Annotated in this window: 23 protein-coding genes; 15 read left to right on the forward strand and 8 right to left on the reverse strand. The window is 34.9% G+C overall.

All coding sequences use genetic code 11. From position 1 onward, the window contains the following. The first annotated feature begins 145 nt into the window (after positions 1–145). The 8 genes from AABM59_RS08935 to AABM59_RS08970 all read left to right on the forward strand — a co-directional run bounded on the left by AABM59_RS08935 (position 146) and on the right by AABM59_RS08970 (position 7481). Positions 146–775: a class I SAM-dependent methyltransferase gene (locus AABM59_RS08935; RefSeq protein WP_338408622.1), complete on the forward strand. Its 630-nt coding sequence runs from the start codon at positions 146–148 to the stop codon at positions 773–775. 215 nt (positions 776–990) lie between these two features. Continuing rightward, on the forward strand, positions 991–1872 hold the full coding sequence (locus AABM59_RS08940) for an SDR family oxidoreductase (RefSeq protein ID WP_338408623.1): 882 nt from the start codon (positions 991–993) through the stop codon (positions 1870–1872). 276 nt (positions 1873–2148) lie between these two features. Further along, a complete protein-coding gene (locus tag AABM59_RS08945; protein WP_338408624.1) occupies positions 2149–2916 on the forward strand; it encodes an AAA family ATPase in 768 nt (255 codons plus the stop codon). Positions 2917–2920: 4 nt separating this feature from the next. Next, positions 2921–3820 carry a ParB/RepB/Spo0J family partition protein gene (locus AABM59_RS08950; RefSeq protein ID WP_338408625.1) on the forward strand — a complete coding sequence of 300 codons (900 nt, stop codon included), beginning with the start codon at positions 2921–2923 and terminating at the stop codon, positions 3818–3820. Between the two features lie 20 nt (positions 3821–3840). Then, entirely contained in the window at positions 3841–4380 is a 540-nt protein-coding gene (locus tag AABM59_RS08955; protein WP_338408626.1) for a DUF5683 domain-containing protein, read from the forward strand. A gap of 10 nt (positions 4381–4390) precedes the next feature. After that, a complete protein-coding gene (dapB, locus tag AABM59_RS08960; protein ID WP_338408627.1) occupies positions 4391–5092 on the forward strand; it encodes a 4-hydroxy-tetrahydrodipicolinate reductase in 702 nt (233 codons plus the stop codon). Between the two features lie 71 nt (positions 5093–5163). Next, positions 5164–6741: a signal peptidase I gene (gene lepB, locus AABM59_RS08965; RefSeq protein WP_338408628.1), complete on the forward strand. Its 1578-nt coding sequence runs from the start codon at positions 5164–5166 to the stop codon at positions 6739–6741. Positions 6742–6812: 71 nt separating this feature from the next. Beyond that, on the forward strand, positions 6813–7481 hold the full coding sequence (locus tag AABM59_RS08970) for a WbqC family protein (protein ID WP_338408629.1): 669 nt from the start codon (positions 6813–6815) through the stop codon (positions 7479–7481). A 13-nt stretch (positions 7482–7494) separates the two neighbouring features. Here the strand turns inward: AABM59_RS08970 and AABM59_RS08975 are convergent, their stop codons facing one another. The 6 genes from AABM59_RS08975 to AABM59_RS09000 all read right to left on the reverse strand — a co-directional run bounded on the left by AABM59_RS08975 (position 7495) and on the right by AABM59_RS09000 (position 13636). Then, the gene (locus tag AABM59_RS08975) at positions 7495–8541 is read right to left on the reverse strand and encodes an endonuclease/exonuclease/phosphatase family protein (RefSeq protein WP_338408630.1); all 1047 of its coding nucleotides are present in this window, start codon (positions 8539–8541) and stop codon (positions 7495–7497) included. 37 nt (positions 8542–8578) lie between these two features. Next, complete coding sequence (locus AABM59_RS08980; RefSeq protein WP_338408631.1) at positions 8579–9445, reverse strand: rhomboid family intramembrane serine protease; 867 nt, start codon at positions 9443–9445, stop codon at positions 8579–8581. Between the two features lie 21 nt (positions 9446–9466). Next, positions 9467–10216, reverse strand: coding sequence for a rhomboid family intramembrane serine protease (locus AABM59_RS08985; RefSeq protein WP_338408632.1), 750 nt, complete (start codon positions 10214–10216; stop codon positions 9467–9469). Then, entirely contained in the window at positions 10213–12057 is a 1845-nt protein-coding gene (gene mutL / locus AABM59_RS08990; protein WP_338408633.1) for a DNA mismatch repair endonuclease MutL, read from the reverse strand. The genes AABM59_RS08985 and mutL overlap by 4 nt, the downstream gene beginning before the upstream one ends. Before the next feature lie 149 nt (positions 12058–12206). Continuing rightward, a complete protein-coding gene (gene ribH / locus AABM59_RS08995) occupies positions 12207–12776 on the reverse strand; it encodes a 6,7-dimethyl-8-ribityllumazine synthase (protein WP_338408634.1) in 570 nt (189 codons plus the stop codon). 86 nt (positions 12777–12862) lie between these two features. Next, on the reverse strand, positions 12863–13636 hold the full coding sequence (locus AABM59_RS09000) for a tetratricopeptide repeat protein (RefSeq protein WP_338408635.1): 774 nt from the start codon (positions 13634–13636) through the stop codon (positions 12863–12865). 144 nt (positions 13637–13780) lie between these two features. Here AABM59_RS09000 and recF point away from each other — a divergent pair, with 144 nt between their 5' ends. The 7 genes from recF (at position 13781) to AABM59_RS09035 (ending at position 20394) form a co-directional block, all read left to right on the forward strand. Next, positions 13781–14860, forward strand: coding sequence for a DNA replication and repair protein RecF (gene recF / locus AABM59_RS09005; protein WP_338408636.1), 1080 nt, complete (start codon positions 13781–13783; stop codon positions 14858–14860). Between the two features lie 44 nt (positions 14861–14904). After that, on the forward strand, positions 14905–15969 hold the full coding sequence (locus AABM59_RS09010) for a DUF3089 domain-containing protein (RefSeq protein WP_338408637.1): 1065 nt from the start codon (positions 14905–14907) through the stop codon (positions 15967–15969). Positions 15970–16058: 89 nt separating this feature from the next. After that, on the forward strand, positions 16059–16760 hold the full coding sequence (locus tag AABM59_RS09015; protein WP_338408638.1) for a thioredoxin domain-containing protein: 702 nt from the start codon (positions 16059–16061) through the stop codon (positions 16758–16760). Between the two features lie 7 nt (positions 16761–16767). Next, a complete protein-coding gene (locus tag AABM59_RS09020; protein WP_338408639.1) occupies positions 16768–17442 on the forward strand; it encodes a DUF2461 domain-containing protein in 675 nt (224 codons plus the stop codon). Positions 17443–17608: 166 nt separating this feature from the next. Beyond that, complete coding sequence (gene murB / locus AABM59_RS09025; protein ID WP_338408640.1) at positions 17609–18622, forward strand: UDP-N-acetylmuramate dehydrogenase; 1014 nt, start codon at positions 17609–17611, stop codon at positions 18620–18622. Between the two features lie 123 nt (positions 18623–18745). Beyond that, on the forward strand, positions 18746–19852 hold the full coding sequence (locus tag AABM59_RS09030; protein WP_338408641.1) for a glycosyltransferase: 1107 nt from the start codon (positions 18746–18748) through the stop codon (positions 19850–19852). Next, positions 19843–20394, forward strand: a complete 552-nt coding sequence (locus tag AABM59_RS09035) for a sigma-70 family RNA polymerase sigma factor (RefSeq protein WP_338408642.1) — start codon at positions 19843–19845, stop codon at positions 20392–20394. The genes AABM59_RS09030 and AABM59_RS09035 overlap by 10 nt, the downstream gene beginning before the upstream one ends. 361 nt (positions 20395–20755) lie before the next feature. On the opposite strand, the gene AABM59_RS09040 is transcribed toward AABM59_RS09035, so the two are convergent. Both AABM59_RS09040 and AABM59_RS09045 read right to left on the reverse strand, forming a co-directional pair. Further along, positions 20756–21667: a hypothetical protein gene (locus tag AABM59_RS09040; protein ID WP_338408643.1), complete on the reverse strand. Its 912-nt coding sequence runs from the start codon at positions 21665–21667 to the stop codon at positions 20756–20758. A gap of 350 nt (positions 21668–22017) precedes the next feature. Then, positions 22018–23776: hypothetical protein (locus AABM59_RS09045; RefSeq protein ID WP_338408644.1), on the reverse strand; the 1759-nt coding region annotated here is incomplete at its 5' end.

The raw sequence follows: 23776 nt of genomic DNA on the forward strand, positions 1-23776 counted from the left end.
TGGGTGTCTTTGTATGATTCTATAATACATATAAACGAGATGGTAGAAAATCCTTCCGGGCTTCTCTACCAACATCTCCCGGCTTAGCCGGGAGATGTTATACTTCATTGTAAAACCAAATCGTTATAGAACTAAAAAGAGAAAAATGAACGTAAAAGAAGCGTACAAAATTTGGTCAGAATTATATGACACAAATGAAAATAAAACCAGAGATTTAGAAGCAATTTCACTTAGACAAAACTTAAAAGAACAAAAATTTGGTAATTGTTTAGAAATAGGCTGTGGAACAGGAAAAAATACAGAATGGTTAATATCTATTGCTGAAAACATTTTAGCTATTGACTTATCGGAAGAAATGTTGTCGAAAGCTAAACAGAAAATTAATTCAGAAAATGTAAAATTTGTTCAAGCTGACATAAACAAAGAATGGAGCTTCACAGACAACAAAAAATATGACTTAGCGACTTTTAGTCTTGTATTAGAACATATTGAAAACTTAGATATAATATTTCAAAGACTTAATGAAGCCATCAATTTAAATGGAATAATTTACATTGGAGAATTGCATCCATTCAAACAATACAACGGAACAAAAGCAAGATTTGAAACAGCTGATGGACTTCAAGTAGTAACTTGCTTTAATCACAACATTACAGACTATATAAATTCAGCCAAAAAACATAATTTTCAGTTAATAGACATCAACGAATATTTTGACGAAAACGACAAAAATACAATTCCAAGAATTTTGACTATGATATTTAAAAAAAAATAAAGAAAAACAAACGCAAAACAGCATTTTTTCAATATGGCAGCTGAAGTGCTTCTATGAAATATTTGTGCAAGGCTCAACATTAGGAATTCTATTTAACGTTTGTACTAAAAAAAACACCAAATAGCCTAGCCGAAAATCGTTATACGTTTTTCTGTTTTTACTATGCGTGCATACTAATTATTTTTCCTTATATTTACAATTCTAAAAACTAACTTATGGATTTATCAGCAAAAATGCTTCGTGATAATGCCCTCGAAGGCAAAGTGATTGTAGTAACAGGTGGCGGAAGTGGTCTTGGCAAAGCAATGACAAAATATTTTATGGAACTGGGTGCTAAAGTAGCCATCAGTTCGCGTGATTTAGAAAAACTGCAAAATACGGCCAAGGAACTGGAAACCGAAACTGGCGGAACGTGTCTTGCGGTTCAATGTGACGTGCGTCATTATGACCAAGTCGAAAATATGCTAAAAGAAGTTTTGAAAGTCTATGGAAAAGTAGATGTTTTATTGAACAATGCGGCAGGAAATTTTATTTCGCCAACCGAAAGATTGTCGGCCAACGCTTTTGATACGGTGATTGACATCGTGTTGAAGGGTTCCAAAAACTGCACGCTCGCTTTCGGAAAACATTGGATTGACACCAAACAAACCACTTCGACAATATTGAATATCGTGACGACGTATGCCTTTACCGGTTCCGCTTATGTAGTGCCGAGTGCTGCCGCAAAAGCGGGAGTTTTGGCAATGACTCGAAGTCTTGCCGTGGAATGGGCAAAATACGGAATTAGATCCAATGCGATTGCTCCGGGACCATTCCCAACAAAAGGAGCTTGGGACAGATTGATGCCTGGCGACTTAGCTGAAAAATTTGATATGGCTAAAAAAGTGCCTTTAGGAAGGGTAGGAAATCATCAAGAATTGGCCAATTTAGCTGCTTATTTAGTTTCCGATTTTTCAGCCTATATGAATGGTGAAGTTGTAGTTATCGATGGAGGAGAATGGTTGAAAGGTGCCGGGGAATTTAATATGTTAGAAGCTATTCCGGAGGAACTTTGGGATCAATTGGAAATGATGATTAAAGCGAAAAAGAGAAGTTAGCAAGTTTCGATTGCAGACGGCAGAGGAAATATAATTGAAAAAAAGGAGAGCTCATTGGGTCCTCTTTTTTTTTAAGGCTTTCAGCCTTTGAAAGGCTGGAAGCCTTAAAAAGATTGCAGCGAAAAGCAGGAAAAAGCTCCAGAAAAAAAAATTAAAAACGAAATAACTCTATTCCTAAAAACAACTGCTTACCAAGCCTTAACAAATGTTAACAAAATAGATTTTCAGTAACGATAAATAATTGTATTTTTACCATTCAAAATTTAGAAAAAACAAATGGGCAAAATCATTGCGATTGCTAATCAAAAAGGTGGTGTTGGAAAGACTACAACGTCGATAAATCTAGCTGCTTCACTGGGTGTTTTAGAAAAAAAAGTGTTGCTTATCGATGCTGATCCTCAGGCTAATGCCACTTCTGGATTGGGAATTGACATTGAAACAGTCGAAATTGGAACTTATCAAATAATCGAACATAGTAACACTCCTAAGGAAGCTATTATAAAATGTTCGGCACCAAATGTGGACGTGATTCCATCTCATATTGACCTTGTTGCCATCGAAATCGAATTGATTGACAAGGATGATAGGGAATATATGCTAAAACAAGCATTAGAAAGTATCAAAGATGATTACGATTATATCATTATCGATTGTGCGCCATCGCTTGGTTTACTTACTTTGAATGCTTTGACTGCAGCCGATTCCGTAATAATTCCAATTCAATGTGAATATTTTGCACTCGAAGGTTTAGGAAAATTGTTGAACACTATAAAAAGTATTCAGAAAATTCACAATCCAGATTTGGACATTGAAGGATTGCTTTTAACGATGTTTGATTCCAGATTGCGTTTGTCTAATCAAGTGGTCGAGGAGGTACAAAAACACTTCAACGATATGGTTTTTGAAACGATAATTCAGAGAAACGTGAAACTGAGTGAGGCTCCAAGTTTTGGCGAAAGCATCATAAACTACGACGCTACGAGTAAAGGAGCTACAAATTACCTACATTTGGCACAAGAAGTTATTAAGAAAAACAGCAAATAATTTTATGGCAAAAGCAATAAAAAAACAAGCGTTAGGAAGAGGATTATCGGCTTTATTGAAAGATCCGGACAACGATATAAAATCTGTAAACGATAAAAATGCCGACAAAGTTGTTGGGAATATAATTGAACTTGAGATTGATACCATCGAGATCAATCCGTTTCAGCCTAGAAGCAATTTCAATGAAGATTCTTTGCGCGAATTAGGTTCTTCCATTAAGGAATTGGGCGTTATTCAACCCATTACCGTTCGAAAATTAGCCTTTAACAAATACCAATTAATTTCGGGAGAAAGACGTCTTCGTGCTTCTACAATGGTAGGATTGACTACCATTCCTGCTTATATCAGAATTGCAAACGACAACGAATCCCTGATTATGGCCTTGGTTGAAAATATTCAACGCCACGATTTAGATCCAATAGAAATAGCGCTTTCATACCAAAGATTGATTGATGAAATTCAATTGACACAGGAGCAAATGAGCGAACGCGTGGGAAAAAAACGTTCGACAATTGCCAATTATTTGAGACTTTTGAAACTGGATCCAATTATCCAAACTGGAATTCGTGACGGATTTATCAGTATGGGTCACGGTCGAGCAATAATCAATATTGAAGATCAAGACGTTCAAACCAATATCTACCAAAAAATAGTAAGCCAAAATTTATCAGTACGTGAAACCGAAGCCTTGGTGAAAAATTACCAAGAAAGTCTAAAACCGAAACCCACCGCTAAAACAAATTCAACATCATTTGAAATTTCTGATTCAGAGAAAAAAAATTTCAATAATTATTTTGGGACAAAAGTAGATGTGAAAATAGCTGGAAATGGTAAAGGTAAAATCACCATTCCTTTTCATTCTAAAGAAGACTTCGACAGGATAATTAAATTAATTAAAGAGTAGTGAATAAAATCGCTTTCATAATGTTAATTCTTTTCTTTTCAGGAAATGCTGACGTTTTTTCACAAAAGAAAACTGACACTGTCCTAGCCACAAAAGACACTTTGAAATCAAATGATATTGACCCTTTGACGCCAGCAAAAGCCGCCTTCTATTCAGCTATTTTACCAGGACTAGGTCAGGCTTATAACAAAAAATATTGGAAAATTCCATTAGTTTATGGCGCCATTGGAACCAGTCTTTATTTTTATTCTGACAGCTACAAAAAATACAACCAATACAGGAATGCCTACAAAAGAAGATTAGAAGGTTACACTGATGATAAATTTTCCTATTTGGACAATAGCCGGCTAATATCAGGTCAAAAATTTTATCAGAGAAATCGAGATTTATCCGCTTTAATAGCTGTTGGATTTTATGTCTTAAATATTATAGATGCGAATGTTGATGCAGCTTTGATTCAGTTTAATGTAAACGAAAATTTATCGGTTAGCCCAAATTTATATAGGAATGATGTAACATTAAATACAAATTTGGGTCTAACATTTAATTATAATTTTTAGAAATAAAAGAATGAAAATAGCGCTTTTAGGATACGGTAAGATGGGGCAAACAATCGAAAGAATTGCTATAGAAAGAGGACATGAAATTGTTTTAAGAAAAGACGAATTCAATACGTATGAAGGACTTTCGAATGCTGATGTCGCCATCGATTTTAGTATTCCAACCGTTGCTGTTGATAACATATCGAGTTGTTTTTATGATAATTTGCCAGTAGTTTCCGGAACAACGGGTTGGCTGAATCGTTATGACGAAATGGTTTCGCTTTGTGGAGCAACAAAAGGTGCCTTTCTATCGAGTTCTAATTTTAGTTTAGGAGTGAATGTTTTCTTTGAACTCAATGAATATTTAGCAAAAATGATGGCCAAACTCGATTCTTATAAAGTTGAAATGGAAGAAATTCACCATACCCAAAAACTGGATGCCCCTAGTGGAACGGCAATTTCATTGGCGAAAAGTGTTATAGAAAACAGCAGTTACACTAATTGGACATTAGAACACCCAAAAACAAACGAGATTCATATTGAAGCCATAAGAACCGAAAATGTTCCGGGAACGCACACCGTTACTTACAAGTCCACCGTGGATGAAATTGAAATAAAACATACCGCACAAAATCGAGATGGTTTTGCTCTTGGCGCCGTGATTGCTGCAGAATGGATTTTGGGAAAACAAGGTGTTTTCACTATGAAAGATGTATTAGACTTAAAATAAACTTGTTTCACGTTTTAGGTTTGAAATTTTAAATTGAACTACCTAAACTTTAAACTTTAAACAAAAATAATATGACGTTATATCAATGGTTTGTGTTTTTCTTGATGGTTCAAGTAATTCACTTTTTAGGAACTTGGAAATTATATGTAGCTGCCGGAAGAAAAAGCTGGGAGGGAGCAATTCCAGTATATAATGCTATTGTTTTAATGAAAATTATCGGACGCCCTACTTGGTGGACGCTGTTGCTTTTCATTCCTATTATCAACCTGATTATGTTTCCGGTTATTTGGGTCGAAACTTTAAGAAGTTTTGGAAAAAGGTCAAGTTTAGACACTTTTTTAGGAATAATTACTTGTGGTTTATATATTATTTATGTTAATTATACCCAGGAATTAAAACACATTTCTGATAGAAGTTTGAACCCAGAAAGTAAAACAGCCGATACAATAAACTCCTTGCTTTTTGCGATTATTGTTGCCACATTGGTTCACACATATCTGATACAACCCTATACGATTCCTTCTTCCTCTTTAGAAAAATCATTATTAGTTGGCGACTTTTTATTCGTGAGCAAAATAAATTATGGTCCACGAGTACCTATGACTGCGGTTGCTTTGCCAATGGTTCACGATTCGATTCCGTTTGCCAAAATAAAATCATATTTAAGTTGGCCTCAAATGCCGTATTGTAGGTTTCTAGGTTTTGAAAAAATAAAAAATAATGATATCGTTGTTTTCAATTGGCCAAGAGACACTTTGTTCAATATGTACATTGCAGCTGACAAGAGATATGATAAGCCGGTTGACAAAAAAACAAACTATGTTAAACGTTGTGTAGGTATTCCTGGTGACAGTTTGCAAATAAAAGATGGAATTGTTTTTATTAATGGCAAAGAATTGATTGTGCCTGATAGAGCAAAACCTCAATATTCTTATAAACTTGTTTTAGATGGAAAAACGCCAATTAATTTTGACTATCTATTCAAAGATATGAATGTTACTGACGGGGTTAATTATGTAAGTACGCAAAAGGATACCATTGGAATAACAGCCCTAACCTTTACAAATGCTGCAAGGATGAGAAATGTACCGGGGATTACTGCAGTTATACGAGAAATTAGAAAAGGGCCTGAAGATGGTATTTTTCCTGATTTTCAGGATGGGAAATCATCGGTGACAAACAATTGGAGTTGTGATAACTTTGGACCAATTTATATTCCACAAGCAGGTAAAACCATTGCTTTGGATAAAGAATCATTGTCATTCTATAAAATAATTATTAATGAATATGAAGGGAATAAATTGGAAATAGTTGGTGATGCTATTTATATCAATGACCAAAAAACAACAACTTATACCTTCAAACAAAATTATTATTGGATGATGGGAGACAACCGACATAATTCATTAGACGCACGTTATTTTGGTTATACACCTGAAGACCATGTAGTTGGAAAACCTGTTTTCATCTGGATGAGCTGGGACTCTAATGGTAAAGGATTCAGTAAAATTCGATGGGAACGATTGTTTACCACCGTTGACGGTGATGGACAACCACAATCTTACTTCAAATTATTCTTACTAGGTTTACTTGTCTTTTTTGTAGGTGACTATTTTTGGAAAAAAAGAAAAAGTACCCCAACCCACTAAGGGGGAGTTTTAGCATTTGATAATAAACCCCTGTTAAGTTAAAAAGATTCAATTTTAGAACTACAAACAAAATGGCGAATTTCAACACAATCGAGGAATTCCCCCTTCTGGGGTTAGGTGGCTTATTTCATCCCACTTATTTCCCTTCAATTAGTCATTTTGTAGCGATGGCTCAGGGAAATAGCATCACTTTCGAAATAGAAGATAATTTTCAGAAGCAAACGAATCGCAACCGGACTTATATTTACAGTCCAAATGGAATTCAGTTATTAAATATTCCCGTAAAGCATTCAGCTGAGCGTCACCAAAAAACAAAGAACGTCAAAATAGAGACTGATTTTGACTGGCAAAAACAGCATTTCAAATCATTGGAAGCAGCCTATAGAAGTTCGCCATTTTTTGAATATTTTGAAGATGATATTCGCCCCCTTTTTGAAAAAAAACACACTTTTTTACTGGACTTAAATTTCGAAACCATAGCATTTATTTCAAAATCTCTGAGGATGAAATTAGATTACAATAACACCCAAGAATATTTTCACGAAATTGATTCTAAAAAAATTATAGATTTTAGAAATTTGGCAAACGGAAAAAAAGAAGATTCCAAATTTGAATCGTACACTCAAGTTTTTGGAGAAAAACATGGATTTTTGAATAATTTAAGTGTTTTGGACTTATTATTTAATGAGGGAAAATACGCTTTAGATTATTTAAAAAAGCAAAAAATAATTATTAAATAAATTTTTAAAAATTTTATTCGATTGACAATTTAGCCATAATTGGGTAATGGTCAGAGTTTTCAAATTCGGAAAAACTATCAAAATGTTTGACCGTCATTTTTTCATTTGCGAAAATATAATCAATTCTGGCGGGATAATACTTGAATTTATAAGTGGCTCCAAAACCTTTTCCCGCCTCTTCAAAACTATCTTTTAACTTCCCTTTTATGTTACGATAAACATAAGAAAAAGGACTATTATTCATATCGCCACAAATGATAATAGGATATTTACATTCTTTTTTATGCTCTTTTATTATCTCGGCTTGTTGCTGTTGCTTTTTGAAAGCCTTGCTTATTCTATAAAAAAGCAGTTGAGATTTCTCTTGATTTATACCGTCTATGTTTTCGTTTATTTCGCTTACATCTGGAGATATTTTTATAGATTGCAAGTGCATATTATAAACTCTGACAATGTCTTTTCCAATTTTAATGTCGGCAAAAACAACATTGTTATTCGAGTCAGGAAACTCGATATGCCCTTGGTCAATAATAGGAAATTTGGAAAAAATAGCCTGACCTGTTTTGATTTTAATTCCTTCCATAAAAATATAACGATGGGGATAAACTTTTAAATCAATATGTGCCGAATTTGAATATTCCTGAATACAAAGGACATCGGGGTTTTTATCATTAATAAATGCTAGGATGTTCTCTGGGACATCTTCACTGTCCAACCATCTGAAAACATTAAACAAACGCACGTTATAACTCATCACGACAAAACCTTTATCGTCATTTGGATAATCTTTGGCCGAAAATTTATAAAATTTATTGATAAAGGTAATTCCCATTAAAAGTACCAAACCTGACAAAATCATTCTCTTTTTGAATTGAATAGCCCAATAAAGAAAAAACGACACATTCAAAATAAGAAACAGCGGCATAAACAAGGTAAGCACCGACATAAAAGGGAAAAGTTTCGGTGCCAAAAATGGTAAAACGTACGCAATGAATGTTGACACGGTCAACACTATATTCAGAAGAAACATCACTTTATTAAACCAAGAAAGGTTTTTCATTTTTTTACTGATTACTGATAAACTGATTACTGAACACTTACTTCCTCGCTTTAAACAAAAAATCTTTTTCTTCTTTTGTTAAACATTCGTATCCAGAACGACTAATTTTATCCAATATTTCATCTATTTGTTGTTGCGTTTTGTCCTTTGTAATTATTTTTGAAATAGGTTTCTCTATTGACTTTTTGTAATTTTTATGCACCTTTTTGAACGGAGTAGATTTGGATTTTCCGAACAAATTAACGAAAAAATCTATTATGTTTGAAACTATCGTACTCAAATCATTGCCGTTGCGAAGTAGTACAACAAAAAGATAGCCAAAAAAAGCACCCGCCAAATGCGCAATATGCCCCCCTGTATTTTCAACACGAATTTGCATTAGGTCAATTACAAGAATCACTAGAGTAATGTGCCAAAGTTTCACGTTTCCGATGAGTAACAACCGCACATTCATCAAGGGTTGATAGGTCGTTGTAGCGACTAAAATTGCCATAATCGCAGCTGAAGCTCCAACTATAGAAGCTGCAAAATTTAGAAAATAATACCCAGAAACAAAGGCAAGACCAGCAAATATTAAACTCAAAACGTACAAACCTAGCAATTGTTTTTGAGTAAAAAAAGTAAGAAATAAAGTGCTAGAGAAATTCAAAACAATCATATTAAAAAATATATGCCCAAATCCATCGTGAAGAAAAGCATATGTCAAGAGAGTCCACGGTTTTAAAATAAAAACCGAAGGATCAGAAGAAAGTGCAATCCAATTGGGAAAATAAAAAACCCCAACACTGAATTGATAAAAAAACACCAATGAAATCAGAAAGCAAGTCACATTCCAATAAATCAACCTTTGAGTTATTCCACCAAATTTATACTGCATTTTCAAGTCATCAATAATACTGCTCATTTTAGAGTTTAGATTTTGTTGCTAATTCCAACGATTACTATTAAACTGATTTTTCTTCCAATACCACATAATGATAAAACCAAATAATGCGCCACCTACGTGCGCAAAATGAGCGATTCCTCCACCTCCAAAAATAGATTCACCACCCGAAACTCCTAAATAAAAATCGATTAGAACCAATCCTGGAACAAAATATTTTGCTTTTATTGGAACCGGAATAAACATTAAAGCAAGTTCAGCATTGGGAAACATAAAAGCAAAAGCCACAATAGTTCCGTAAATTGCACCAGAAGCGCCAACAACCGAACCAAGATAAGCAGATGTGAGATTTTTAAAATCAGAAACTGATAAAAGTTCCTGCCATTGAGTATTTATTTTTCCTTGGTTTAAAACTTCTAAAATTTCCGCCTTATGAAATCCATTGGCTACAAGAGTGTTTAAACCATCTTGAAAGTAATAGTAATTTATGGCTGTATTTACTGCTGCAGCTCCCAAACCACAAGAAATATAGAAAAATAAAAACTTTTTACCACCCCAAAAATGTTCCAACGCGGATCCAAACGAATACAAGGCAAACATATTGAAAAAAATATGCATATAACCACCGTGCATAAACATATGCGAGATGGTTTGCCAAGCATGAAAATCTGGATTTTCGGGAAAATAAAGAGCCAGAAATTTATAGGCTACATCTCCTGATATTAATGTTCCAATAAAAAATAGGACATTAATAATTAATAGTTGTTTTACCGTTTCGGTTACGTTTCTCATAGTGCAAATTTTTTGTCTAAGTCTTCCACACGCATCGTGATGAAAGTGGGTTTTTGAAATGGGGAAACATTGGGGTCTTTACAGGCGAAAAGTCCGTTTACCAAGTTTTCTTGTTCCTTTTGTGTTAAATACGTCCCTGTTTTTACTGCTAAACTCCGTGCCATAGATTTGGCAATCGTGTCGTTTTGACTAAAACTACTTTCGGGAATCCCATCTTGTAAATCGCTTAATAATTGTTCTAAAACCAGCGAAGCCTCGCTTTCCGTAACATTAACTGGCAATCCTGAAATAACAACGCTGTCATCGTTAGTCCCCTCGAAAACAAAACCTGTATTAGTTAAAGAAGGTTTTAATTCTTTTATCAATCGTATTTCACTTTTCGAAAAATACAAATGCAACGGAAACAATAATTGTTGGCTTGACGCCAAATTAACCGTAATATTCGTAAGAAATTGTTCGTACAAAATCCGTTGATGCGCCCGATTTTGATCCACGATTATCATCCCAGATTTTATGGGATTCACAATATATTTTTTATGGATTTGATGCGTTTTATGAACGGCTTGTTCCACATCGTCATTATTGAATAGAGACGAAGTAACTTCATCATTTTCGAAAGTCATAGTTCCCTCTTCTTCCGAATCCTGTTTTAACTCTACATACAAACTTTCCCAATTAGCCGTGGCTTCCGGTTTCCTGTAATTCGTGAAGTGCCTGTTGGCTTTATCTTCTTCAGAAAAAGGATTAAAATTACCATCCACTTGAATTGTTGGTGTGGTACTTTCCAAATTTTTATAATGATAGGGTGTGTCTAAATTAGAGTCACGCTCAAAATCCAAAATGGGCGCCACATTAAATTGTCCCAAACTGTGTTTTATCGAAGAGCGCAAAATCGCATACAAAGTAGATTCGTCATCAAACTTAATCTCCGTTTTTGTGGGATGAATATTAATATCTATGGTGTTTGGAGGTACGGTCAAATATAAAAAATAACTGGGTTGCGCTCCATCTTTCAGGATTCCGTCATAAGCTGCCATTACGGCGTGGTGCAAATACCCACTTTTTATAAAGCGATCGTTGACAAAGAAAAACTGCTCACCACGATTTTTTTTAGCAAATTCTGGTTTGCAAACAAAGCCCTGAATATTCACTATTTCGGTTTCTTCATTAACAGGAACTAATTTTTCATTTGTTTTACCAGAAAAAACATTGACGATTCGTTGTCTCAAACTTGACGGATGCAAATTAAACATTTCGCTTCCGTTGTGATAAAAAGTAAAATATATATTTGGGTGTGCCAATGCAACACGATGAAACTCATCAATGATATGTCGGTATTCGACTGTATCTGACTTCAAAAAATTACGACGAGCCGGTATATTAAAAAATAAGTTTTTGATGCCAAACGAGGTTCCTTTTGGTAAAACTGCTACGTCTTGTGACACAAACTTACTGCCTTCAATAACGATATGCGTTCCCAGTTCGTCTTGATCTTGCTTAGTTTTCAATTCCACATGGGCAATTGCGGCTATCGATGCCAATGCTTCTCCACGAAATCCTTTAGTATGCAAAGAAAATAAGTCTTCGGCTTTGCGAATTTTTGAAGTCGCATGTCGCTCAAAACACAAACGGGCATCAGTGTCGTTCATTCCCAAACCATTGTCTATGACCTGAACCAATGATTTTCCGGCATCTTTCAGAATTAATTTAATGTCGTTAGCTCCAGCATCAACAGCATTTTCCAACAATTCCTTGACAACCGAAGCAGGCCGCTGAACGACTTCTCCAGCAGCAATTTGATTTGCAACATGATCAGGAAGTAATTGAATGATGCTTGGCATTAAAAAAATGGTTTAAAGTTTAAGGTTTAAAGTTTAAACCCAAAGTTCACAAATTTAATAAATTTCTATTGGGATTAATCATAAATAAAACAAAAAAAAACCCATACCATCAATAGAATAGTATGGGCTTTAGATGTGTATAATTTGTTTTATTCTTCTATCATCTTCAAACCTTCGATTTGCAATGGACCGGTTGTCAATAATTGTTGGTTTTTGAATTCGGGATTAAAGGTTGCTTGATGCCTTAAATAAGCCATTTTTATGGCTGCAACAGCTGCTTCGGTTCCTTTATTACCGTGTTTTCCTCCACTTCTTTCGATGGATTGCTGCATTGTATTATCAGTCAAAACACAAAAAATAACGGGAACATCGGTTTCTACGTTCAAGTCTTTTATTCCTTGTGAAACTGCTTCGCATACAAAATCAAAGTGTTTGGTTTCTCCTTGGATTACGCAACCTATGGCGATTACAGCATCGACATTTTGGGTTTGCAGCATTTTTTTTGCGCCATAAATCAGCTCGAAGCTTCCAGGAACATTCCAGCGAATTATATGTTCTGATGGCACTTCGTTGTCCAAAAGTCCTGTAACAGCCCCAAAACAAAGCCCTTCGGTTATGGTGTCATTCCATTCAGAAACAACAATCCCAAATCGAAAATTTTTCGCATTTGGGATTGAGTTTTTATCGTATTCAGATAAGTTTTTATTTATAGTTGCCATTTTACTTAGAAATAAAAAATATGGAAAAACATTCAGAATTTAAAGTATAAAAATACCAAATCTAAATGAAAAATCCTAAATTAATATTACTGTGCTAATCCTATTAAAACATCTACCGAGGCAGCTTCTGGAGAGTTCTCAAAGTTGTCTTTAATGTCTGTGAAATATTTAAGTGCATCTTCTTTATTTCCTGTTAACAAAGCCATTTTTCCTGCTTTCAACAAGAAACGTGGCGTAGTAAAATCATTTTTATTAGCTTCAGCTGCTTTTACATAATTTTCCAAAGCTTCTTTTGGCTGGTTATTTTGAGAATAAGCGTCTCCAATTGCTCCTTTTGACAAAGCATTTAAAACAACATCTTCCGATTTGAATTTACCTAAATAATCAATAGCTTCTGTATATTTTCCAGTATTTAAATAAGCAATTCCTGCGTAATAATTAGCAAGATTTCCTGCATCAGTTCCTGAATATTCGTCGGCAATTTTAATAAAACCAAATTTTCCTTCGGAACCATTCAAAGATAATTTATATAAAGAATCACTTGCTACCCCGTCAGTAGCTTTTTGAAAGTTTTGTTGAGCAACAAACATTTCGTTAGCGGCTTCATCTTGTTTTGGTGCAGCTACAAATTTTTCATACGCTAAATAACCAATAGTTACTAAAGCAACCGCTGCAACGAACCCAATAATGATTTTTTGGTTTTTGGCTACAAAATCCTCTGTTTTTGAAGCAGTTTCGTCTAATGTTGAAAAAACACCTGCAGTTGTGCTGTTTTTTTCAAGAACGTTTATATTTTCGGTAACTTCTTTTCCTTCTTTTTCCTTTGTGGGTTTATATCCTCTTTTATTGTAAGTAGCCATTTAAATTTTAATTTAGTGAGTGGCAAAAATATAATATTTATTCAAATCTAAAACCACTTTTATCGATATTTTTCAATAATTTGCACCCACTTAAAAAAAAATACCTGAAATCAGGAAGATTTTCAATATCAGCAAGCTTTACCAATGTATTTAAAAAACATTTCTTTATTCAATTATAAGAACTTTTCCGAGGCAAGTTTTGAATTTGTGAGCAAAATAAATTGTTTTGTAGGCAAAAACGGAATTGGAAAGACAAATGTGCTTGATGCAATCTACCATTTATCTTACGGGAAAAGTTATTTCAACCCACAAGCAGTTCAAAATATAAGACATGGAGAAGAATTTTTCGTGATTGACGGCGAATTCGAAATCAACGAAAGGAACGAACAAATTATTTGCAGTTTAAAAAAAGGACAAAAAAAAATACTGAAACGCAATGGCAAAATCTACGATAAATTTTCGGAGCACGTTGGTTTCATTCCTTTGGTAATAATATCTCCTGCCGATAGGGATTTAATTGTTGAAGGAAGCGAAACCCGAAGGAAATTTATGGATAGCGTTATTTCACAATTGGATTCCAAATACTTGAAACAGCTTATCCAATACCAAAAAGTAATGAGTCAGCGTAATGCTTTATTGAAATATTTTGCGCTAAATTATGTTTTCGAAAACGACACGCTTTCTATTTACAACGAACAACTAAATAGTTTTGGAAAATACATTTTCGAAAAACGAAAAGAATTTATCGAACAATTTATTCCCATTTTCAACACGCATCACCAAGCCATAACGGGGTCACAGGAAAAAGTTCAACTCGTTTATGAAAGTCACTTATTTGACAATGATTTGTTACTACTTTTACAGGAAAACATTAATAAAGACAGAGCTTTGCATTACACTAGTGTGGGAATTCACAAAGACGATTTATCGTTCGAAATTGATAATTATCCAATAAAGAAATTTGGCTCTCAAGGCCAACAAAAATCTTTTTTAATTGCCTTGAAACTGGCGCAATTCGAATTTTTAAAAACCCAAAGCGGCTTTAAACCCATTTTACTTTTTGATGATGTTTTCGACAAATTGGACGAAAGTCGAGTTGCTAAAATAATAGAAATGGTCAACAGTGACACTTTCGGACAACTGTTTATTTCAGATACACATCCAGATCGCACAGAGAAAATTGTAAAATCGACTCATCAAACTTATAAGATATTTAATCTATAGTTTTTCAATAATTCATATATTTACGTGAAGTTAAACATTCTAAAATGAAAAATAAAATTCTGTTATTGCTGTTTGTCGGTTTTCTATTTACTGGTTGCAAGTCGCAAAAAAATAAAAATTCCATAACAACTTCCACAGAAAAAAACAGTGCTATTTCAAACACGTTATTGGGAGTAATAGATTATTCTCATGCTGAAAATTGGGCAGTTTTACCTGGAAATTACCCTGCCAGTTTGAAAGATTATCCCGTGCAAAATCCACAGGATTCAATTGATGTGTTTTATGTTTACCCAACCTTAATTATTTCGGACAAGGACGAAAGATGGAACGTTCCGATAGATGACAGCATTCAAAAGGCAAAAGTACTCAATTCAGCTGTCCGTTTTCAAGCTTCGGCATGGGCGAGTTCAGGTGATTTGTATGTGCCTTATTATAGACAAGCGCACATTCGTTCTTATTCCAATCTTAAAAATGGTGGAACCACGGCTTTAAAACTCTCTTATTCTGACGTGAAGGCGTCATTCGAATATTATTTAGAACATTATAATCATGGTCGTGGAATCATTTTGGCAGGACATAGCCAAGGAAGCACACATATTGCAGCATTATTACACGATTTTTTTGATGGTAAGTCTTTGCAAAATCAATTGGTTGCAGCTTATGTTCCAGGAATTGGGTTTGATAAAAACCAATTTGGCACAGTTCCTTTTATGGATCAACCCAGTCAAATTGGAGGTTTTGTAACTTGGAACACCTTTAAACGAAAATATGACAAGAACGATTATAAGTGGTATAAAGGAAAAGCTGTGATTAATCCCGTGACTTGGGACACAACAGCAATTGCAGAAAGGGAACTCCACAAAGGTTTTTTATATTCTAATGGAAAAATGTATAAAAATAGTTTTGCAACTCATCTTGCAGATGGTGTAATCTGGATATCGGCACCTCATTTTCCTTATAGATATTTAGTTTTTTTGATGCGGAATTACCATACTGGCGACGTAAATTTGTTTTGGGAAGACATAAATAAAAATTCCCTTATGAGAGTCCAAAACTATAAAGCAACAAAAAAAAAGGTACCTATAACAAAAGCGGATAATACAAACTAGACTAATTTAGAATTTCTTTAACTCATTCTTTCTAGATCACAAATGAGAATGACTTATTTTAGCATCTTTAAATTTAAAACCTAATCACCATGAAATTTCAACACTTATTTTTCCTTTTCATATCCTTTGCAATTTCATCTTGCAATGGACAACCATCAAAAAATATCGAGATCGTTACTCCAGAAGTTTTCGAAAAAAAAATAAATGAAACTTCAAAACCCCAAATTTTAGATGTAAGAACTCCCGAAGAATTTGCATCAGAACATATTGAAAATGCTATAAACGTAAATTGGCTTGGAGATGATTTTGTGTCAGGTACTAAAAAATTAGACAAATCGAAACGGGTTTTTGTTTATTGTAAAAGTGGTGGAAGGAGTACAAAAGCAGCTGCTAAATTAACTGAATTAGGATTCGAAAAAATATACGAATTAAGTGGTGGGATAATGAAATGGGATGCTGCCGGAATGTCGAAACCAAGTAGTCAAATCATCGGAATGTTTAGCCAGGAATATGCTGAATTATTAAATACAGATAAAAAAGTACTGATTGATTTCTATGCCGAATGGTGTGCCCCTTGCAAAAAAATGGCGCCTTACCTTTTGCAAATGCAAAAAGACTTGGTCGATAAAGTGGTTATCATCCGATTAGATGCAGATGAAAACAAAACCTTAATTAATGAAATGAAAATTAATGAACTTCCCACTCTTATATTATATGAAAACAAGGAAGTAAAATGGAAACATTCTGGCTATATCAGCGAGGAAGACTTAAAAAAACAATTACAATACTAAGCGAAATATGCTTTCAAAGGACAGTTTGCAATTTCTAGAAGATTTAAAAGTCAATAACAATCGGGATTGGTTTTTAGACAACAAAAAACGATACGAAGTTTTCAAAAAAGACTACCATCAATTAGTAGGTAATTTTCTCGACACGATGAAGCCAATGGACCCTTCACTGGAAATGCTAGAAATCAAACACAGCACATTCAGAATCAATCGGGACATTCGGTTTTCGAAAGACAAATCGCCTTACAAGACACATTTAGGCATTTGGCTATCAAGCGGAGTAAAAGGCTGGAATCGTTCCGGATATTATATTCATATCGAAAAAGGAAACAGTTTTATAGCCGGAGGGTTTTATTGCCCCGAAGCCGAAGATTTAAAAAAAGTACGAAAAGAAATTGCTTATTTCTACGATGATTTAGAAGAAATTCTCAATGCTAAAAACTTCAAAAAAGAATTTAGTGATTTTGACCGAAACGAAAAAAATATTTTAAAAAACCCTCCAAGAGGATACGAAAAAGACCATCCAGCAATAGAATTTTTAAAATTAAAAAGTTTTGAAACCTCCCATAAATTTGATATTAACGAAGTTTCCAAAGAAGATTTCGTTTTAAAAATGAGTGAAAAACTAATCTTACTGAAACCCCTGAACGACTTTATTAATCGCGCATTAACTTCCGAAGAATAATTTATGAAATTCTCAAAAAAATACTTTTGCTAGAAGAAACCTATTGTGCTGAAGGACTTGCCAGGATGAAAGGGTTAAAAAATTTGGCAATTTAATTAACACAACAAAAAACGACTAACCTATATTAGATTTCTGAATTGCGGTTGCTAATTTTAAATATTATTTTATGGAAATACTAAATAATTTTTCTTTAAAAGACTACAATACTTTTGGCATTGAAGCCAAGGCAAAACAATTTATTGCCGTTCACAATGTGGCTGATTTAAGAGCCGTTTTGGAACAAAATAAATTTCAAAAAAAGTTTATTCTTGGCGGCGGAAGCAATATGCTTTTGACTAAAGACATTGATGCATTGGTCATTCACATTGATTTGAAAGGCAAAAAAATCATCAAGGAAACCGATGATTTTGTCTGGGTCGAAAGTCAGGCTGGCGAGAACTGGCACGAATTTGTGATTTGGACCATCGACCAAAACTTTGGCGGACTGGAAAACATGTCGCTCATTCCGGGAAATGTAGGCACAACTCCAATACAAAACATTGGCGCTTACGGAACCGAAATTAAAGACACTTTCGATTCTTGTGAAGCTATGATAATTGAAAACCAAGCAATGAAAACGTTTACCAAAGCCGAATGTCATTTTGGTTACCGAGAAAGTGTTTTTAAAAACGAGGCGAAAGACCATTACATCATCACTTCAGTGGTTTTTAAACTGGCGAAATGCAATCATAAAATCAATACTTCCTATGGTGACATTACTGTAGAATTGGCAAAAAATAACATTGTAACTCCTACTTTAAAAGACGTGAGCAATGCCGTAATTTCCATTAGACAGAGCAAGTTGCCAGATCCCAAAGAATTAGGAAACAGCGGCAGTTTCTTTAAAAATCCAATTATTTTGAAAACCGATTTCGAGAAAATTCACCAGCAATTTCCAGAAATGAAATACTATGAAATTTCTGAAACCGAAGTCAAAGTTCCTGCAGGCTGGCTCATAGAACAAGCCGGTTTCAAGGGAAAACGATTTGGCGATGCAGGAATTCATAAAAATCAAGCTTTGGTTTTAGTGAATTATGGCAACGCAACTGGAAAGGAAATTTTGAATGTTTCAAAGGATATTCAGGAGACAATTTTCAAGACTTTTGGCATTCACATTGAAGCCGAAGTAAACGTGATTTAAACAAAAAAAGGAATTGCAGTTTGGTGATGAATAATTACTCTCCAGTTCGCAAAAAGAATGTTTGCTTGTGTGACAATTGATAATTACCTTCGCACAGATTTTAAAAAAAAGGAGATCCTACATATGTTAAACTTTATTTTTTACGCGTTTATTGGTATAGTTGTGATTCAACTTGCCTATTATCTTTTTGTTTTTGGGAAATTTTCTTTCGCCAAAGCACAAAAAATAACTCCAAAAAGAATCCCTATTTCCGTAATAGTTTGTGCCAAAAACGAGGCAGAAAACGTTATTCGATTTGTTCCAATTCTTGCCGAACAAGATTATCCTGATTATGAAATTATATTGATTGACGACGCTTCAAGCGATGACACCTTGGGAATTTTCGAAGAATTCGAAAAAAAATATCCGAATGTCAGGTTGGTGAAAGTAGAAAATAACGAAGCTTTTTGGGGAAACAAAAAATACGCCTTAACACTTGGAATAAAAGCCGCCCAAAAAGACTATTTAATATTCACTGATGCTGATTGTTATCCTACCTCTAATGACTGGATTACGTCGATGAGTTCTCAATTTACATTGCACAAAACAGTAGTTTTGGGTTATGGAGCTTATGAAAAAGTGGCTAATTCATTCCTGAACAAAATCATCCGTTTTGAAACAATGCTAACTGCAATCCAGTATTTTTCTTGGGCAAAAGCAGGACATCCATATATGGGAATTGGCAGAAATCTGGCTTACAAAAAAGAAGAATTTTATAATGTAAAAGGATTTATAAATCATATAAAAATACGCTCTGGCGACGACGATTTATTCATCAATGAAGTAGCAACAAGCAAGAACACGACGATTTGTTATGCACCAGGAAGTTTTACTTATTCGCAACCGAAAACGACTTTTAAAGCTTGGTTTACCCAAAAAAGAAGACATGTTTCCACTGCCAAATTATACAAATCATTTGACAGAATTCAGCTGGCACTTTTCTATATCTCACAATTGTTGTTTTTGATTTTGGCTCTTGTTTTACTGGCTTTCCAATACCAATGGATCCTTGTTTTAAGTTTAATTGGATTTCGATATTTGTTTACTTGGGTAAGCCTTGGTTTCTCGGCAGGAAAATTAAAAGAAAAAGATGTGATGTATTGGTATCCAATTATTGAAATTGTACTTATCTTCACACAGTTAAATATTTTTATCACGAATATTTTCTCAAAACCCGTATATTGGAAATAAATCTACAAATAGAAAAAGCTAAAAAAGGCAATCAAGCGGCCTTTACTTTTCTATTGAATTTTTATTGGAATGAAGTGTACGGTTTTATATTGAAACGCACTGAAAATGAAACCAATGCCGAAGACATTACTATTGAAACTTTCTCCAAAGCCTTTGACAAAATTGCCGGTTACAATCCTGAATTCCAGTTCAACACTTGGCTGATTGCCATTGCAAAAAACGTACAAATCGATTTATTACGAAAAAAGAAATCATCACTTTTCATCGAAATTACTGATGAAGAAAGCCAAAAAGCCTATAATATTGCTGACACAACTCCATCAGCAGAAGATGAATTGATTACAGAGCAAAACCTTTCGCAGTTATTGCAATTCATTAAAGAACTCAAGCCCCATTATCAGGAAGTAATCCAGCTGCGTTATTTTCAGGAGATGAGTTATCAGGAAATTGCCAACAAAATTGACGAACCTTTGAACAACGTCAAAATCAAACTGCTTCGCGCCAAGAAATTATTGGAAGAAATTATTCAGGATAATCGATAATTTATATGTGCAAAACTATCTTGATTTAATTGGATATTTTGTTTAAAAATGGGGCTCAGCATACCTTTTTTTATAAAATATCCATTTACATCTTACCTAATAACCAAAAGAGATAATTCACTTTCCTATCCGATCTGAACCGTTTACTAGTATCATATACATTAATCTTCACATTACGTCTTAGGTCAGCCCCTGTCTTTGCCCTGAGATTATCACTAGAACTAAGTTCGATTTAGAATTTTTTAAAATCTCTGTTTAACTTGGTCATTTTCATTAGTTTCTTGGTTTGATTCTTTTTCTTATTCAATACTAATTAACTTCTCCTTATTAAAATAAATTGGAAGTGCAAGGGGTGATTATTTTAAAAAGAGCGTACATAAACTACATAACCATTACTACTTCTTGGCGCCAGTCTAGCATTATCCCCCCAGGTATATAAATAACCCTCTAATTTATATCCCTTATCTGAAGAAGTCCAAAAATTTTTCGAATCCCCAGAAATTCCATTAAAAAAACTTCTATTTATATAAATATTTGCCATTTCATCTTTTGATGGAAGATACCAATCTTCATATCCATCACCTCTAAAGAGTCTAGCCTCACTCGCTGCGAATAATGGGAAACCCGGATTTAAACTTATTAAATCAAGTGTATTTTTCAGTCCATCTCCTATAGCTCTTCGGCTACCTGTAGGCCCCACCCCATTTTTCACATTATTAAATTGTGCACTACTCATTGTATTTGCAGCGATTAACCCATGCACAACGTTTGGATCATAATTAATTTCCGAGGTGGTCTCCTTATTGACAGACCCACCAGGCTGTAAAATATAAAAAATTATTCCGCCTTGATATGCATCGCCAATTGATAATGCTAGTGTAGTAAATGAGATTTCATCACCATAACTTGTCCTCCCGTAACTATTTGTAGCATAAGCACGTAAATAATATGTCGTTTCCTTTTGCAGTCCAGTAATAGTTGATGTAAATGTATTAGTGCCTGTCCCATTATTTGTTTTTGTAGTTAGCGCTATAGTTGGAAGTGGGGTTGTACTATATACAACACCCTTAGCTGTTATTTCAGAATTTCCCGCCGAAACTATTACACCTCCACTACTAGCAGTAGTAGAATAAATCGTATTGACTGCGGTGGTGGTTATTATTGGCAAAGAGGAAGCATTTGAACTTATTATTAGCCAACCAAATAGTTGCGCATGAATTATATTTATTGAACAAAAATTTAGTAGAAAACAAAATAATATTGCCTTTTTCATATAAGTTAGTTTTGGGTAGCCATAGTTACATAAATATCAATCCCAACTACAATAAAAGAATAGATGTATTTTTTGCCGGAGATCATAACACCAGTACCCATGTATGTAAAAGTAAATCCAGTCGCAGCAAAGGTGACTGATCCGGAATTAGAAGAGCTTGTTAGTACCAAGGTATAAGTCCAATCCTACCTGCGGCACCTTGAAGTCCTTGCGCACCTAAAGCGAGACAAAGCGTAATAAGGATTGGGTTTATTTTTCGCACTGGTTTGTGGTTAGATAGGTTAAGAGTAATCTTGATAACTAGATGAGATCTCCTGTCCGAATGAGTTTTTTTAAACCTATTGAAATTCCTAAAAGGACTTAATTGGCCAAACATATAAAGAGTTGTTTTTCTGAGCAACAGCACTAAGATCATTAACATCACCAAAATCCAACACATATCCCAATCTTGCGTCGTACTCAGAAGAAGTCCAAAAAGCTGGATCGCCAATATCAAAAGAAATATCCACAAAAAGTCTTCTTTGATCGTAAAACTTTTTTATTTCATTTCTACTTGGCAAATACCAGTCAGAATAACTATTTGCGTCTCTATAAGCTGCTGCAAAACCTGCAGCATAATTTGCTGGATTTATTAAGGTACCTATGATAGCTTCTGTATTAGCAGCTCCTTGACCAATTAAAAGTGAGGTACCAGAAACACTTGTAGTTGTAGTGTCATACCATTTCTTTGTAGTTGCAGTATAATGAGCTGGGTCAGCTCCTATTAATCCATGAGGTGTGGCCGCATCATAACCAGGATCGCCTGATACTAAAACATAAAAAATTATTCCTCCAAGATAAGGTTCTCCTACCTCTTTTACAGCTGCTGCAGCTCCAGTAGTGCCTCCAGTCATATTTGTCCAACTACTGCCATTATACACGTTAAGTTCTCCATTGCTACCGCAATTTCTACACCATACAATTAAACCTGCAACTGGGTTTGAAATTTTAGATCTTTGATAATCAGTCATTCTTGGGGGTAAAAATCCCTGAGTTGTAGAATTACCTTCAATAATTGCTGAAGTAGAAGACCCTGAAGTTGGGCCGACTAAAATTTTTGCAGTACTCGTGAGACCATCCATTATTGGATTTTTTGACAATACATTTTTTCCAGTTCCTGTTACAGCTGTTGCACCTGTGCCACCTTTATTCACAGCAATGTTACTTCCGTTCCATACGCCAGTAGTAATTGTTCCCACTTTGGTTAAACTAGACCCTGTTACTGTTGATTTTATTGTCGTTCCTTCCAATGTTTCTGCCGTTGCAGCAGCAGTAACGGTGATGTCTGCACTTCCATCAAAATCTATCGTATTTATTTTTATTGCCGTGGCCAATTTTGTTGCTGTCGCCGCATTGCCTGTTGTGTTTTGATTTAAAGTTGGGAAGTTCGTTAAACTAGCCGCACTGCCTGTGGGTGTTAAATAGTCCGTTCCAGCAGCTAAAGGAGCTTGCACATGGGTTCCTATTACAAGACCCAAATTGGTTCTAGCCGTTGCAGCATCAGCAGCTCCTGTTCCTCCAGATGTGACCCCAACTGTACCGGTAAGTGTCTCCGCAGCAGCAGTCACCGTGATTGGAGCACTTCCATCAAAGGCTGTCCCATTAATGGCTCTTGGGGTAGCGAGGGTAGTCGCGGCTGCAGCTAGGGTTGCGGTTGCGGCATTGCCTGAGGTAGATCCGGAACTTCCGGTCACACTTCCTGCTATTGGGTTGGTAACGATGAGGTTGGCTAAGGTGCCCACACTGGTTAAACTGGATCCTGTTACGGTTGCATTTAACGTGGATCCGGTAAGCGTACTTGCATCTGCCGTTACGGTGATTGGAGCACTACCGTCAAAGGCTGTCCCATTAATGGCTCTTGGGGTAGCGAGGGTAGTTGCGGTTGTAGCTAGGGTTGCGGTCGCGGCATTGCCTGATGCTATTTGATTGTCAACATACGTTTTTATAGCTTTTACACTCGGGTATTTTATATCTGATGCAGCATCTGTGGCTACATTTGTACTTTTGTTAAAAACATCTTCTTTTAATAAAATTGATGCGGCGTTGCTTGCAATAGCAGTTGTGTTTGTA

It is taken from the genome of uncultured Flavobacterium sp., from assembly GCF_963925185.1.
GTDB lineage: Bacteria > Bacteroidota > Bacteroidia > Flavobacteriales > Flavobacteriaceae > Flavobacterium.

What these genes read in the sequence shown, in the direction of transcription:
- AABM59_RS08935 (WP_338408622.1), top strand. Translation starts at nt 146, where the DNA reads ATGAACGTAAAAGAAGCGTACAAAATTTGGTCAGAATTATATGACACA.
- AABM59_RS08940 (WP_338408623.1), top strand. Translation starts at nt 991, where the DNA reads ATGGATTTATCAGCAAAAATGCTTCGTGATAATGCCCTCGAAGGCAAA.
- AABM59_RS08945 (WP_338408624.1), top strand. Translation starts at nt 2,149, where the DNA reads ATGGGCAAAATCATTGCGATTGCTAATCAAAAAGGTGGTGTTGGAAAG.
- AABM59_RS08950 (WP_338408625.1), top strand. Translation starts at nt 2,921, where the DNA reads ATGGCAAAAGCAATAAAAAAACAAGCGTTAGGAAGAGGATTATCGGCT.
- AABM59_RS08955 (WP_338408626.1), top strand. Translation starts at nt 3,841, where the DNA reads ATGTTAATTCTTTTCTTTTCAGGAAATGCTGACGTTTTTTCACAAAAG.
- dapB (WP_338408627.1), top strand. Translation starts at nt 4,391, where the DNA reads ATGAAAATAGCGCTTTTAGGATACGGTAAGATGGGGCAAACAATCGAA.
- lepB (WP_338408628.1), top strand. Translation starts at nt 5,164, where the DNA reads ATGACGTTATATCAATGGTTTGTGTTTTTCTTGATGGTTCAAGTAATT.
- AABM59_RS08970 (WP_338408629.1), top strand. Translation starts at nt 6,813, where the DNA reads ATGGCGAATTTCAACACAATCGAGGAATTCCCCCTTCTGGGGTTAGGT.
- AABM59_RS08975 (WP_338408630.1), bottom strand. Translation starts at nt 8,541, where the DNA reads ATGAAAAACCTTTCTTGGTTTAATAAAGTGATGTTTCTTCTGAATATA.
- AABM59_RS08980 (WP_338408631.1), bottom strand. Translation starts at nt 9,445, where the DNA reads ATGAGCAGTATTATTGATGACTTGAAAATGCAGTATAAATTTGGTGGA.
- AABM59_RS08985 (WP_338408632.1), bottom strand. Translation starts at nt 10,216, where the DNA reads ATGAGAAACGTAACCGAAACGGTAAAACAACTATTAATTATTAATGTC.
- mutL (WP_338408633.1), bottom strand. Translation starts at nt 12,057, where the DNA reads ATGCCAAGCATCATTCAATTACTTCCTGATCATGTTGCAAATCAAATT.
- ribH (WP_338408634.1), bottom strand. Translation starts at nt 12,776, where the DNA reads ATGGCAACTATAAATAAAAACTTATCTGAATACGATAAAAACTCAATC.
- AABM59_RS09000 (WP_338408635.1), bottom strand. Translation starts at nt 13,636, where the DNA reads ATGGCTACTTACAATAAAAGAGGATATAAACCCACAAAGGAAAAAGAA.
- recF (WP_338408636.1), top strand. Translation starts at nt 13,781, where the DNA reads ATGTATTTAAAAAACATTTCTTTATTCAATTATAAGAACTTTTCCGAG.
- AABM59_RS09010 (WP_338408637.1), top strand. Translation starts at nt 14,905, where the DNA reads ATGAAAAATAAAATTCTGTTATTGCTGTTTGTCGGTTTTCTATTTACT.
- AABM59_RS09015 (WP_338408638.1), top strand. Translation starts at nt 16,059, where the DNA reads ATGAAATTTCAACACTTATTTTTCCTTTTCATATCCTTTGCAATTTCA.
- AABM59_RS09020 (WP_338408639.1), top strand. Translation starts at nt 16,768, where the DNA reads ATGCTTTCAAAGGACAGTTTGCAATTTCTAGAAGATTTAAAAGTCAAT.
- murB (WP_338408640.1), top strand. Translation starts at nt 17,609, where the DNA reads ATGGAAATACTAAATAATTTTTCTTTAAAAGACTACAATACTTTTGGC.
- AABM59_RS09030 (WP_338408641.1), top strand. Translation starts at nt 18,746, where the DNA reads ATGTTAAACTTTATTTTTTACGCGTTTATTGGTATAGTTGTGATTCAA.
- AABM59_RS09040 (WP_338408643.1), bottom strand. Translation starts at nt 21,667, where the DNA reads ATGAAAAAGGCAATATTATTTTGTTTTCTACTAAATTTTTGTTCAATA.